Here is a 14,186-nt window from a genome sequence, read left to right on the forward strand (position 1 = left end):
TCGTAAATCAAGTTTCTGGTTCGTAAATCAAGTTTCTGGTTCGTAAATCAAGTTTATGAGTCGTAAACCCACTTTGATTCTCAAATTTCAGCAAATATACCCGTATTTGTCCAGTTTACTAATTCTAATACTTTCTTTCAAAGTTCTGTAGCTTTACTGTGGCTAGTGTGTCTGCTTCTTGCGTATTTTAATGATATATAAACAACTCAGTGCAAAACCTGGTTACGATTCTTTATCTTGAAATCCAAAGAGGAAAACTTTATGACGCAACGCAAACGTAACTCCATCGCACTCACCAAAGCTGAACGACGAATTGAAGGAATGCAGACTATTAACCTTCAGTTAGACTTTGGTAATGGGTTCTCAATCGCTACGTATAACACTAAAGTTTTGGAGTTACGAGAAAAGCTAGCCGCCTATAATCAAGCACGAACGATGGTGGATAAGACACAGAATGCATTAGTAAATGCAGAACGTGATTTGAATGATTATTCTGAGCAAATGCTGCTGAGTGTTGCATCTCGCTATGGCAAAAATAGTGATGAGTATGAGATGGCTGGTGGAACGCGCAAATCAGACCGAAAGAAAGCACGCTCGACGGTAAACCAAACAGTGAAGCTTGTAGAGTAATTTTTTAAATCAGTCCCCAAGTGCGATCGCTACATTTAATCTGAACAAAATTTTGAGTAATAGCGCACACTCTAGCTTGTCGCTGCTAAGAACCAAATTATCAAGCTAATTGTCTTTGATGATGAAAGTGAGGCAATCGTGCAATGGATACCCGATTAAACCAATTCGCAATTCGCAATTCGCAATTCGCAATTACGTTTTGTGACGGGGATTTTACCCCGACACAAAACGTGCTGCCGTCGTTAGGCAGGGGAATTAAACCCCAAAAAAACTTTGTTAAAATACCAAGACATTATCAAGACCGTACTTCAAAATCATGCCAATTATCATCGAACTGGCCTACCCGATGGTTATGCTTCTCAAGTTTTATTTGATGATGAGCGGGGACAATACTTAGTTTTAGATATAGGTTGGAGTGGTGACAAATATCTCCATGCCACACCCATCCATTTAAGTTTAATTGGTGAAAAAATTTGGATTCAATGGGATGACACAGAAGAAGGTGTAGCAACTAATTTGCTTGAAGCTGGAGTTCCTAAAGAAGATATAGTTCTTGGTTTTCGTCATCCTAAAGTACGGCAATATACAGGTTTTGCTGTGACGTGATGGACAAAAGGGGAAGGCAAAAGTCAAAATTTAAAAGAATATTATCTTTTATCTTTTTATATAGCGGTTCTTGCTTAGATGCAACACACTTTGACCTCTCTCCAAACCTCTCTCCTAAAAGGAGAGAGGCTTTGAATCTTACTCCCCTTCCCTTGTAGGGAAGGGGTTGGGGGTTAGGTCTGTATTGCACTTAAGTGAGAAGTGCTATATTTTCCAAGCAAGAAGACTAACGCAAACAGATTCTTCGTCAAAGCTAGGTATAAAAGTTTTAAACAGTTCCACTCCTCCCTCCTCAGAACTTCCCCTTCCCCTTCCTAAATACTACGACTACGCGATCGCTTCTGAGTTGGCAAATTCTCGGCTTTGCGAAGGACGCGCTTGGGGTCTTTACCTTGCCATAATACTTCACCCATCTTGACACCAAATTTATCTTCTAAAACATCGTGCATCTCGGTTAGCATTTGTTCGGCTTCATCGCAGACTGCGGAGGTATTCCCATCTACAGTAGTAACGCTGTGTTTGACATAGCCATCTACGTCATAAAACACTTGTCCAGCGATGGGAATACTAACGCTAACTCCTTTACCTGTGTTAGTCGTGGCTCCTAAAATAATAGATGTAGCGGGATGTTCTGGATGTTCTGGTTGATGAAAGGTGATATTGAAACCCATTTCTTGTAAAGTTTGAGAAATACTATCAGCAATATAATCTCGCTTGTCTGCTTGGAGTTGGGCTGCATTAGCTGTTTCGAGAATTGTTTCCTGCTGCTGGCTAATCTCTGTTAACTGGGAAATTACTTGTTGGCTTTGACCGTTAGTAATAGCTTGTTGCACTGTATTGATTTGAGTTTCTATTTCTGTTACTGCTGCTGCTTGCCATTGCATAACTACTGGATCGGCTTTCAAACCGGTCAGAATGATTTTGAGTTCTGTGAGTTGTCGGTTTGCTTGTGCTTGTGAATGGCGTGAGTTTGACTGACGCTGGACAATTTGGCGTAAGTGTTTTTGAACTAAAGCTGTTGCTTCTGTTAGAGGTCGGCGTACTGCTATCGGATCTCCAGAAGAAATAGCTTGTCGTAAAGTTTGCAAGATGCGCTGTAATTGTTGCCGACCTGCGGCATCGAATTTTAGAGATTCTGTTTCGGGAATTTGAGCTACTCGCCGTTCCAGTTCTTGGAGTTCAAATTGTTGTCGCTCAATGTCTTTTCGTCTTTGTTTTTCTGCTTCATCGCGGCGTTTGCGCTGCAATGCGGCTTGCATTGCCTGTTCAATTTTAATTAGTTCTTCGGAAATTGCTAGTAGTTTGGTTTCTGAATCTGCTTGAGCGATCGCTTCAAGTTGATTCTCACAGCGAGATTGTAATGCTACTGCTTCTTGAACATAAAAATTTGCCCACTGCCAATTTATATCTGACAGCAATCTCTGGACGCGAATTTGAGTTTGGTAACGGGATTCTTCTAGTTGCCGTTGTCGTTCTTGTTCTTGGGCTTCCTTACGCCTTTGTGCTTCTATTTCTGCGCGACGCTGACGTTCAGCTTCTAAAATTTTTTGCTTCCACTCGGCAATTTCTGCTTCTGAAAACTTAGGACTGCCACTCATAATAATTCAAAATTCAAAATTCAAAATTCAAAATTCAAAATTCAAAACTCAAGACATTTTCAGTCGGGTATTTAAACCCTCTAATTTACGATAATTCGTAATTTTTTAGTTAGAAAATATGATTCCTCGGCTTTGCATTTTTGCTGCAAACTCATCTCGGAAGCCTTTGCGGGCGGGAATGCCTGTAAAGTAAAATGCACCAGTGACATCTATACCGAATTCTATTCCGGTTGAGCGATCGCCTTGTGCTAATTTTTCGATTAAAATCTGTTGATATCGTTCTGTTAACATCAATAATCTTTGGTTGCTAGACCCCCGCCAGAGTAAGTCTTGATGTAGAAATTCTATATATGTACCATCGACAAGTAAATCAATGCACTTGAGTAATGCTTTTTGGGCATCTGTTCCGTGTTGTTGCAGATGTTCTAAACGATAGCCTGTGTAGCACATTACACCTAAATTTCTATATTGATGTATTCTATCAATTAGGTTTACTAAGGTTTGGGCTTGCAACATTGGTTCGCCACCGGAGAGGGTGATTCCTTCGATATCTGGTTGTGAAAAAATCCAGTCTGCTAGTTCGGTGAGGGATATTATTTCTCCGCTTGTTTTATCCCAGGATTCGGGGACTATGCAACCTTGACAGGCAAAGTCACAGCCTTGTACCCAAATTACAGCTCTTTTATAAGGGCCGAGGACTGTGACCGGAGATTGATGGCGGAAGATGCGTAAGTAATCATACATATAAGTAGTCGTACAAAATATATAAGCTGGTAACTTTCATTTTCTTATAAGACAAATTCAAATTTTAAACATCTTTCTTGCACTGGGAGAGAATTCGACTGTGTAAGTCATCAATTAAGCCACGTCCTGTTTTCTCTCTTCAGCAATTTATTTTTTAATTTCTTCCCAGAAAATAGTTCCGTGTAGTCTTATTTCTTCTCTAGCTTCTTTAACAGCTTTTAAATCCTCCTCATCTTCTTCATCTTCAATTGTTTTGAGTAAAGTGTAAATCTCGTCTAAAGTGCTATCATAAGCACTTTCTAATAGTGCATTAATTGCTACTATCAATATTTCTCTTTCACGGTTGGTTTTCATTAGCGTTTACCATAAGACTTACAATTGCGACAAGTGTACCAATTTTTTCCCATCCCCATTTGTTTGGCTTATTATTTGGGCTGCGTTGACTACTCATACTGTCTTTCTTTTTGTCTTCTTCTTTGCGTCTTTGCGCCTTTGCGTGAAATAAAAAATTATTTATGCAAGAGGTCTATTGAAATCGGCGTTCTAGGAGGAATTGATAGGCGATTTCAAAGTCGATCGCAAAGATGTAGGGTTCGGTGGTGTGGGTAAGTCCTTGGAGGCGATAGCGGCGGATGGCTTGCATGGTGGCTTGATTGCTCAGAAGGGCGAGTTCTGCGCCGTTCCAGCCTTCTGTACGGACTGCCCAGGCTGCTAGGTTGATGTCTGCGGCTAGGGGGCGATCGCAGTTATGAACCCGCAAGATTTCAAATCGGCTGGTGACATCGGGTAAGTCTACTTTCAGTTGCAAGTCTAGGCGGCCTGCTCTTAATAAGGCTGGGTCGATGATGTCGGGTCGGTTTGTGGCGGCGATTATTAATACGTTAGTACAAGGTTGGATGCCATCAATTTCGGTGAGGAGTTGACCGACCAGGCGATCGCTTACTCCGAAGTCTCCTTCGTGACCGCCTCTAATGGGGGCAAGGGCATCGATTTCATCGATAAAAATTATACATGGTGATACTTGTCTTGCTCTGGTGAATAATTCTCTGACTGCTTGTTCTGATGCGCCTACCCATTTACTATGTAATTCTGGGCCGTTGATGGCGATAAAGTTGGCTCTGGCTTGGGATGCAACAGCTTTGGCTAAGAGGGTTTTCCCGGTTCCAGGCGGGCCCCAAAGTAAAATCCCACGGGGAGATATTGCTTTTAACTGGCGGTAGAGTTCGGGATACAGCAGCGCACCTTCAACAGTTTCTTGCAAGATGGTTTTGACGCTCTCTAAGCCGCCAATCTGTTCCCAAGTGATGTTAGGAGTTTCAATTGTGACTGGACGGAGAATAGAGGGTTTAACTTCTTTTAAAGCTTGGAGAAAATCTTGCTGATTGATACTAAGTCCTTCTGGTATGGGCGAATCTAGAGGGGGATTGAAGCGGTGGAGGGCGTTGTAGGCTGCTTTTTGACAGAGCGATCGCAAGTCTGCACCGACAAATCCAACTGCTAAATCGCCAACTCCTTCTAAATCTACAGACCCATCTAGGGGCATTGTACTAGTATGAATCTTGAGAATTTCTAGGCGACCGAGGCGATCGGGAACGCGGAAATACACTTCGCGATCGAATCGACCAGGGCGACGCAGCGCCGGATCGATGTGATCCGGACGGTTGGTTGCTGCCAAAATCATCACTCCATTTAGTTGAGCAAAACCATCCATCAGGCTGAGAAGTTGGGCAACAACGCGCTTTTCTACCTCGCCTTCGACTTTGCTACGTTCTGGTGCGAGGCTGTCGATTTCATCAATAAAAATTAAGCAAGGAGCCGACAAGGTAGCTTTTTGGAAAATCTGCCGCAGTCGTAACTCTGCCTCACCGTAATATTTACCAATAATCTCCGGGCCAGCAATGGCTATGTAGTTGACACCGAGTTCTTCGGCTATGGCACGCACAGTCAAAGTTTTCCCTGTTCCTGGCGGCCCGATTAACAACACCCCCCGTGTTGGTTCTAATCCCAGTTTGGCTAACAAGTCTGGACGCTTTAGTGGTAAAGCCACCAAATCGTGCAGTTCTGCCAGCACTTCCCTTAAGCCACCCACGGCTTGTAATGACGGCTTAACAGCAGGTTCTGGGGATGGGGCAGGATGTGGGACTGGCGACAGAGGCTTATACCCAGATGTTCTAGGAGTCCGCATAGTTTTGACCGTCGATTCAGATTGAGAAAAGTTACTGTGCTGGGAGACTTCGATCCAGTCGCTATTATTGGGGTTGTTTGGGGCTTGCTGTTGAGCAGCTTTTTTTTGTGCCAGTTTTAGCAGTTGTTCAAAGTCTCGGAAAAATCTACTCACAGTTTCTGCATAATTAGTTAATGCTGGGTGTTGCTAAATCGGAATACAGTTAAGCTTTTTGGAAAAATGAAAATTCTTTTCTCCCCCTGTTCGTGGCAGTTGCCACAACGGAGAAAACCTCCAAGAGCGCACTGCCTCCCGTGCTTGCCTTATTCATACGCTGAGTCAGCAACGCCCAATATCACCTACCGACGTTGTTGTGCTTGTAGTTGTGCTAACACCTGGGCTGGTGAGAGACCTGTCATTGCTGGTAGTTGTAATAGTTGTGCTGGTGGGAGATTTGTTAAGGCTGAAAGTTGAGCTAGTTGGGGTGCTGAGAGACCAGTCATTGTAGATAGTTGGGTTACTTGGGCAGGTGTAAGTCCGGGTAAGGATACACCTCCTCCAGCAAGTTGCCCAGCTACTGGCGTTTGTGTTGCGCCCCCTACTCCGCCATGAGCTTGATTGGCTATCCCTAGTTGACTGATAAGCTGAGTTAGCTGGGTAACTAATACAGTAAGTTGCTGTACTAATCCAGCTAGTTGTACCACAACTTCAGCCGATGCACCGGCATGACCTCCTTGGGCAGCACCACCCTGACCAGTTAAACCACCAACTACTCCACCGACTCCGGGTAGACCTCCAGCTAGTCCAGCGACTTGACCAGTTAAACCACCAACTACTCCACCAACTCCGGGTAGACCCCCAGCTAGTCCACCAACTTGATTGAGTAATCCTCCAGCTAATCCGTCTCCACCACCTTGACCAGTGACACCACCGACTAATCCACCGACTACAGGTAGACCTCCAGCTAGTCCACCAACTTGATTTACTAGTCCGTCAGCTAATCCACCGCCACCACCACCTTGACCAGTTAGACCACCGACTAGTCCGCCAGCTACAGGTAGACCTCCAGCTAGTCCGCCGACTTGATTGAGTAATCCTCCTAACACTCCTTCGCCTCCTGAATTTTGATTAGTTAAACCACCGACTAATTCCCCAGCTACGGGGAGTTGACCAGCTACTCCGCCTACCAGTCCAGTAGCTTGTCCAACTAGTCCCTCGTTGCCACCTCCCCCTGCGACTTGGCCAGCGACACTTGTGACTGGATCTAATACTCCACCTAAGAGTCCGCCGCCTTGTGCCAATTGAGCAGATGATTGCTGGGGATTTGATTGGTTGCCTTTGGATGTTGACGAAGCACCAGTCAGTCCCCCAAGTTGGGATGTGAGGTTGGAAAGCATAGGCTTATGGATTTGGAGTTGCAGATAATCGATTAGGTGTGCGGCATCCGCACCGTTTGCTGTTGTGATTGAAATCGTATGCGGCCCTTGGCGAATACTTCCTAACGGGATTTGACTCTGTTTAAGCTTGCCTTTGTCTGCACCGGGCGTTTTAGCAATGAGTTGTCCGTCTAGAAATATATTGTCTTCTCCAGAGCCGTAGCGATCGTAAGAGAAGACTAATTGTTCATCAGTATAATCTTCTAGTAGACCAAAGTGAATATTTAGTTGACTGGTTGAATTAGGAATTTTGTTGGCATTAAAAGGCACTAAGCAAGAGGGAATAGTAGGACGGTTGAGGGGATCGGGATCTGTGCCTACTATGTAGTTATATTCAATTGTCCATCCACCTGTTGGGGCTGGCGTTCCGGCTTGACCTGGAAATCCAATTTGCCAAAGAACGGTTTGAGGGTCGGGTATAGCAGCAGTGGTTGGGCCGGGTTGCTGGGATGTCAGAGGTGTTTCCTTTACTGGTAATTGAGTTAAGGGTTTCTCAACACTTGGTTGTAGTGGAGGGGAAGGATTTGTGTTTTGTCCCTTTTGAGTAGAGAAATTAGCTGTAGTTGTTTGTCCCTTTTGTCCAGAGAAATTACCTGTAGTTTGTTTAGTCTGGTCAACACTTTGTCCTTCTTGCCCCCATTGCCCCCCGTTTTCTTGGATAGGTTCTGCTTGAACTTCTATTGACTGCTGGGCTGCAAGTGCCTGAATCTCTTTAGAAGCTAGGACTCGATCCCAAACATGAACTTCAGCAATCTTGCCACGGAAAAAACAAGGGCTTGCTCCCCACTGTTCTGTAGCACCTGCGCCGACACGGGTAGGATTGCGATCGTTGGGCTGGTATTGCACGCCCATTTCTCGCCCTACTTCTCGTCCGTTGATGAGGAAAGCCATCGTTTGTGAGTTGCGATCGTAGGTTCCTGCCAGATGTGTCCAAGCACCTATTTTTGCTTGTGTCCCGCTTAGTACCCGCCAAAATGCTTTTGGTTCGCCATTGCCTAACCAAAATTGCCATTGCCGTGCAGGTGTGATGCAAAAAAGATATCCTTTGCGTCCTGCTAGGGGTGAGCCTCCGACTGAGGCCAGAATAGACTGGTAGCCTGAACCACCCTGAACCATGACCCACATCTCGACAGTAAAACTACCAGGGTTGAGTTCGGGCGCGTAAGGCATATCTAATTTGTCATCTACCCCATCAAATGTGGGAGCGTTGGGAAAAGAATCACTCGGAGGTGTTTGCTGCATAGTTTCTTGAGAGGGCATTGCCTGCTGTGTCGTTCTTTTAGCAGGAGGTATGACGCTCTGAAGGGGATAAGTGATTGATACACCTGCAACTGCAATTCTCAGCTTTTCTAGTGACAGCATCTGCTGCTCCAAAAAACTTACCTAAACCTAACCAAACTAGTTAATTAAGTTAGCGTTTTCTTCCTGCTATCCTTCTCCTGACGGAGACACTACGCCCAGCCTTGCTTAAGAGCAGGGGTACGGGAACGCTATAAGCGAACGACCAAGGTAGACGGCTACTTATTGTCCACAGGCGTTAAGTTAAGCCAGAGCCTAGCTTACTGCTTTAGACGGTGCATTCTTCAAATTCATTGCAGCACTTTCGTCGCGGTCAAAATTGCGATCGCACTTTTGACAAAAGAATATTCTACCTGACAGATTCATCGATTGAATATGACTGAATTTGGAACAGGTTTTAGAAGAAGGAAACCACCTATCAACTATTTCAACTTTAGTTCCATAATGCATTTGCTGATAAACCTTTTTGATTGCATCTATTCGTTTAGCATCTCCAGTTTGGATGTGATTGAAATCCCAACTTGCTATGATTAAGTTCAATCCATAATTGTAAACAAATCCCTTAAATCCAGCCATGCAAAGCATCAAGGAGCATTCTTTGTTATTAAGTTTTAGCTCTCTGTTGATGGCAAACATAACTAAAAACAAGCTATCTTTACCTGAACTAAGTATATACGTGCTTCAGGCATTAATCAAGATAAAAGATAATTTATCTTGATTCATGATTTTGCACGTTTGGCACAGCTTAAGTAGGTCGTTGCTGAAAATTGTCGTTATAAAAAGGCAGGAGGCAGAGGACAGAAGGCAGAATTCAATAGCTTTTCGATAGACTTTACTTTCAGTTACATACTTCGGTTTTTTTGCACCATTTTACTCAAGCTCCTAAAGCGATCGCTGTTGCATTAAAATTTGATGGGCGTAGTTAAAATCTTCGTTTGTAATTTTGATTGCCGCTGGATCGGTCATTCCTTGGGAATGGTAGCGACGAATCGCTTCCACCGCAGCCCGATCGCCAAGCAATGCTAAATCGGCGCCGTTCCAATCCTCGGTTACTGTTGCCCAGTAAGCTAAGTTCACATCTTCTAAGGGACGGTCTTGATTACAAACTTGCAAAATTGCCCACCGGCTTTCTACATTAGGTAAATCTACTAATATCTGTAAATCTAATCTTCCAGCCCTTAATAAAGCTGGGTCTAAGGCATCAGGACGATTGGTAGCGGCAATCACCAAGATAGTAGCACCTGTGGGCAACCCGTCTAATTCTGTGAGCAATTGTCCGACAACGCGATCGCTTACTCCAGAATCGCCATGATAACGCCCTCTTGCAGGTGCTAATGTATCTATTTCATCGAGAAATATCACGCAAGGTGATGCAAGTCTGGCTTTGGCAAATAATTCCCGCACCGCTTGTTCGCTAGCACCCACCCACTTACTGAGTAATTCCGGGCCGTTGACACAGATAAAATTCGCTCTACCTTGGGAAGCAACGGCTTTGGCTAGCATAGTTTTGCCAGTTCCGGGTGGTCCCCATAATAAAATTCCTTTTGGCGATCGCGCTTTGGTTCTCAGGTATAGTTCTGGATGTAACAATGCGCCTTCTACGGCTTCGCGCAGGGTTTGTTTAATTTCCTCCAGCCCACCAATTTCTTCCCAAGTTACGTTGGGAGATTCCACTTCTACCGAACGTAAAACAGCAGGTTTAATTTCTTTGAGTGCCTGCAAAAAATCTGAGTGTTGCACTGTCATCTGGTCGGGAATCGGCCCTTCTATTGAGGGGACTTGACGGCGTAAGGCGCTATAAGCAGCTTTTTGACAGATAGCTTTTAAGTCTGCACCCACAAATCCCACAGCTAAATCAGCAATTTCTGCTAAATTTACTGTCGGTTCTTTCGGCATGGCACGAGTCAGAATTTCTAGTATCTCCAAACGACCTTGGCGGTCTGGGACGCGAAACAGCACTTCTCGGTCAAATCTTCCAGGGCGACGTAAAGCCGGGTCGAGATGTTCTGGACGATTGGTAGCAGCCAGGACAATTACCCCTTTAGTTTGGGAAAAACCATCCATCAAGCCCAGAAGTTGCGCCACTAGTCGTTTTTCTACTTCCCCTTCTACTTTGCTGCGGTCTGGGGCGAGGCTATCAATTTCATCGATAAAAACTATACAAGGCGCACTTTTAGCAGCTTTTTCAAAAATTCCCCGCAGTCTTTGTTCTGCTTCACCGTAGTATTTACCAATAACTTCTGGCCCGACTATGGCAATATAGTTAACTTCCAATTCTTTTGCAAGGACACGGGCTGTAAGGGTTTTACCAGTTCCGGGAGGCCCGACTAATAAAACTCCGCGCGTCGGTTCTAATCCGAGTTTTGTCAGTAAGTCAGGACGTTTTAAGGGGATGGCGATTAATTCTCTGAGTTCTTTGAGAACTTCTCCTAGTCCACCGACATCTTGTAAGGAGGCGGTTGCCGAGGAGTCTGGTGTAACTGGGTTTGGGGATGTGTAATTCGTTTGGGCAGATGTATCGCTGGGCGGTTGTGGAGTCCGAAAGCCAGTATTGCCGACGTGGACATTAACAGTACGAGGACGATTTACGCCAGTTGTACGAGGTATACTGCTAAGAGGACGAGTCCGAAACTGCATATCCGCCTTGATTTCTCCGTTTTCAATTTTTTCTTCTAAGGCTTTTGCTAGTTCTAGTAACTGCTCAAAACCTTTGAATATATCGCTCATCAAATTCCTCCCTTTTTTAGCAAAGCGTTGCGATCGTCTGGCAAAGAATTGAGAAGTTTTCTAGTTGATTGAGGGTGTTCTGCTGAAATATACCGATTTATCCCCCAATATCTCTTCCTCCGCAAAGTTGATTTATTCAACATCATACTCTGACTTACTCTTACGTCAGAAGCCCAGCACCTAGTTTTTGTCGTCATTGTGGATTTAAGCTTGAAGCTTTAAATGCTTTCTGGCTAAGTTGCGGCAAGAACGTTTCTGTCTAGAATGAACATTAAGCACTGTTAGGAAACGCTTTTATGTCACTACAAGAACTCAAAGAACAAGCTTTCAAATTGTCTGTGAGTGATCGCCTTGCCCTGATTAGTGCCCTGATTCAATCTTTACAAACTGATAGCCAAACAGAAGATTGGAAATATTTAGTCACACGTCCTCACCCTTGGCGACGACAACTTTATATTAAAGGACGTAAGCTGCTTGTCTCAACCGTTTGGCAAGATATGATTGCCAATAAAATGTCAGCCGAACAAGCAGCAGAAAACTGGGACTTACCCCTAGCAGCTATTCACGAGGCTATTAACTATTGCGAAAATAATCGGGAACTGCTGAAATTAGAGGCAGATGAGGAGCGATATCGTTTAGAAACAAAGGGAATTTCTGTTGAGCCTACGACTGCTGCTTGATGAGGACTCTCAAGCAAAGTATCTGGTCAATTTGCTTCGCACAGCAGGGCATGATGTAATCACTGTCAATGAAGCAGGTTTAGGAAGTTGCTCAGATTCAACCGTATTTAATTACGCTAGGCAACAAGGGTTAGTGGTGCTGACTCGCAACTGTGATGACTTTGAGCAACTTCATCAAGCTGAACCAGTTCATCCAGGTATTTTGGCAGTCTATCAAAACTCAGACTCATCAAAAAACATGAGCTATCGGTCAATTGTTGCAGCAATCTCCAATCTTGAGGCAATGAGCTATGTGCTTAAAAACCAGTTCGTTATTCTCAATCAATGGAATTATTAAAATAATAATTTTGCCGCTCCAATAATCCGGTCTTGCGATTCTACGGAACGGGGTAAAATTGGTAAGCGAATAATAGTTTGATTGATAAATAAACTAGCATCAAGCTCTACCTCTTTACTGTGACGATTATGCACAATATAACGCTGAGAAACGTGCATTTTTGCTAAAGATTCAGTTAGCCGCATTTGTTCAGCAATAATTGCTGCTTCTGCTTGAATCACACCAATGAATTCTGTATGATTTGGATCTTGTAATTTTTTCTGGGCTTGTACGACTTGTTGGCGCAATTTTCGCAACTTTCCCATAAAATCTATGCGCCCTAAAACACTTTGATATTTCATCCATAATTTAAATATCCATGCTAACCATTCTGCTAGTGCAGAGGGCATTTCTAAAAATCTGAGCAGATGACCTGTAGGGGCTGTATCTAAAATAATTAAATCTTGCTGTTTACTGTCTAATAAATCCATGATGGTAATCAGAGATAGCATTTCATCAATACCGGGTAAAGCTTGAGCTACAAGTTGTCGCCAAGCTTCGGGAGTATAAGCAATTTTGATTGCTCCTGGTTCACTTCCCTCACCACTCATCATTTCAGCTAATTCCCAAAGATAATCGTTACGAAACTCATCTAAAATGATTTTGGCATCGATTTCTTGACCGCTTAAATTAGCAGTTAATTGAGTAGGTTCGTGTCTTAATTTCTTACCAAAAGCATCTCCTAAAGAGTGGGCGGGGTCGATAGAAATCAAGCGAATATTTTTGTCTGGATAAGAGCTAGCTAATGCCCATCCTATGGCTGCTGCTACTGTAGTTTTTCCGACTCCACCTTTACCACCAATGAGGATTAGTTGTTTACCTTCGTTTATAAAATCACTGAAACTAGGAGATACTTTTACAGGCCATTGTATAGTTGGTGCGGGGACAATGGCGACGCTATCAACTTTTTTAATTTGGCTAATTAAATTATCTAAAGCTAGGCTTCCTAGAGGTTCTGTTATCTGTTGTGGAACAATAAATAGGGACTGGTTTACTGAAATATCTAGAAAATTATTCAATAAGTTTTGTTGTTCGCTGTAACGGTCTAAGTCTATATTTGTTTCTGTCAATATTTTGTTAATTATTAAACCACCACAAGTTATTTCTAGTTGCTGCAAATTATCTAAAAATCTTTTTGTTTCTAACAGGCTCATTGGTTCTGCGATCGCCACTACTAAGCAAGCAGTAAAATCCACATCCTGCAATAACCGTTTGCCTTCTGCTAATTCTGATTTCAATTTAACTAAGAAGTCATCAACTTCATCCGGTATATAGCGTCCTCTAAAACTTTTGGCGATCGCTCGATGTTTTTCTTGAAATAATTCTAAAGAATTTAATACTACATCTAAAAAATCTTTAATGCCTAACAAATTTAAAGTATGCCCAGAAGGAGCCATGTCTACTACTATGCGATCGACCGCCTTTTCTGTTAGCAACCTTTGAATTTCTAGCAAACCCATGACTTCATCTATACCAGGCCATTCTAAATCCCAAACAGGCGTTAAATCTTCTCCTTCAACAAAGCTTCCACGTTCAACTAGCAGTTCTAAATAATTACCGTATTTTGCTTTAAATTCTAATAGTAATTGTTTAGCATCCAATGCCTGAACGCTTAAATTAGGTAAATCGGGTAAAGGCGAAGCTTGTTCTGCTACTTCTATTTGCAGTACATCACCTAAAGAGTGGGCTGGATCTGTGGATATTAAAAGTATGTTTTGATTAGGAAATAATCTAGCCACTCGTCGAGCAAAAGCACAAGCAAGTGTAGTTTTTCCAACTCCACCTTTACCGCTAAACATGGTTAAGTACAGTGAGTCATATTGATGAATACTATCAAGAATTTGGGGATTTGAGTTCATATCAAGAAGGGGAAGGGGAAGGGGGAAAGGGGAAGGGTAAAACCTTGCCTCTCGTGGGCGAAATAAT

Annotated in this window: 12 protein-coding genes; 4 read left to right on the plus strand and 8 right to left on the minus strand. The window is 43.4% G+C overall.

Annotation, left to right across the window (positions count from 1 at the left end; genetic code table 11):
• The first annotated feature begins 261 nt into the window (after nt 1–261).
• Nucleotides 262–630, plus strand: coding sequence for a hypothetical protein (locus tag RMY63_RS31635; protein ID WP_322732486.1), 369 nt, complete (start codon nt 262–264; stop codon nt 628–630).
• 273 nt (nt 631–903) lie between these two features.
• Nucleotides 904–1,236: a XisI protein gene (locus RMY63_RS31640; RefSeq protein WP_322732487.1), complete on the plus strand. Its 333-nt coding sequence runs from the start codon at nt 904–906 to the stop codon at nt 1,234–1,236.
• A 314-nt stretch (nt 1,237–1,550) separates the two neighbouring features.
• On the opposite strand, the gene RMY63_RS31645 is transcribed toward RMY63_RS31640, so the two are convergent.
• The 7 genes from RMY63_RS31645 to RMY63_RS31675 form a co-directional block, all read right to left on the minus strand.
• Entirely contained in the window at nt 1,551–2,834 is a 1,284-nt protein-coding gene (locus tag RMY63_RS31645; RefSeq protein ID WP_322732488.1) for a hypothetical protein, read from the minus strand.
• Nucleotides 2,835–2,939: 105 nt separating this feature from the next.
• Nucleotides 2,940–3,578 (minus strand): 4Fe-4S single cluster domain-containing protein, encoded by a 639-nt coding sequence (locus RMY63_RS31650; RefSeq protein WP_322732489.1) that lies wholly within the window; start codon nt 3,576–3,578, stop codon nt 2,940–2,942.
• Between the two features lie 147 nt (nt 3,579–3,725).
• Nucleotides 3,726–3,932, minus strand: a complete 207-nt coding sequence (locus RMY63_RS31655) for a hypothetical protein (protein ID WP_322732490.1) — start codon at nt 3,930–3,932, stop codon at nt 3,726–3,728.
• Between the two features lie 172 nt (nt 3,933–4,104).
• Nucleotides 4,105–5,916 (minus strand): AAA family ATPase, encoded by a 1,812-nt coding sequence (locus tag RMY63_RS31660; RefSeq protein WP_322732491.1) that lies wholly within the window; start codon nt 5,914–5,916, stop codon nt 4,105–4,107.
• Nucleotides 5,917–6,101: 185 nt separating this feature from the next.
• Complete coding sequence (locus RMY63_RS31665) at nt 6,102–8,540, minus strand: LamG domain-containing protein (protein ID WP_322732492.1); 2,439 nt, start codon at nt 8,538–8,540, stop codon at nt 6,102–6,104.
• A gap of 192 nt (nt 8,541–8,732) precedes the next feature.
• A complete protein-coding gene (locus RMY63_RS31670) occupies nt 8,733–9,113 on the minus strand; it encodes a zinc ribbon domain-containing protein (RefSeq protein WP_322732493.1) in 381 nt (126 codons plus the stop codon).
• 246 nt (nt 9,114–9,359) lie between these two features.
• Nucleotides 9,360–11,204: an AAA family ATPase gene (locus RMY63_RS31675; protein WP_322732494.1), complete on the minus strand. Its 1,845-nt coding sequence runs from the start codon at nt 11,202–11,204 to the stop codon at nt 9,360–9,362.
• A 296-nt stretch (nt 11,205–11,500) separates the two neighbouring features.
• Between RMY63_RS31675 and RMY63_RS31680 the strand changes: the two genes are divergently transcribed.
• Nucleotides 11,501–11,884, plus strand: coding sequence for a hypothetical protein (locus RMY63_RS31680; protein ID WP_322732495.1), 384 nt, complete (start codon nt 11,501–11,503; stop codon nt 11,882–11,884).
• The gene (locus RMY63_RS31685) at nt 11,862–12,221 is read left to right on the plus strand and encodes a DUF5615 family PIN-like protein (protein ID WP_322732496.1); all 360 of its coding nucleotides are present in this window, start codon (nt 11,862–11,864) and stop codon (nt 12,219–12,221) included. Before RMY63_RS31680 ends, RMY63_RS31685 begins: the two co-directional genes overlap by 23 nt.
• On the opposite strand, the gene RMY63_RS31690 is transcribed toward RMY63_RS31685, so the two are convergent.
• Nucleotides 12,218–14,119, minus strand: coding sequence for an ArsA family ATPase (locus RMY63_RS31690; protein WP_322732497.1), 1,902 nt, complete (start codon nt 14,117–14,119; stop codon nt 12,218–12,220). The genes RMY63_RS31685 and RMY63_RS31690 overlap by 4 nt on opposite strands.
• Nucleotides 14,120–14,186: the final 67 nt, after the last annotated feature.

The sequence above is a fragment of the Nostoc sp. ChiQUE01b genome (assembly GCF_034531255.1).
In the GTDB taxonomy this organism is placed as follows: domain Bacteria; phylum Cyanobacteriota; class Cyanobacteriia; order Cyanobacteriales; family Nostocaceae; genus Nostoc.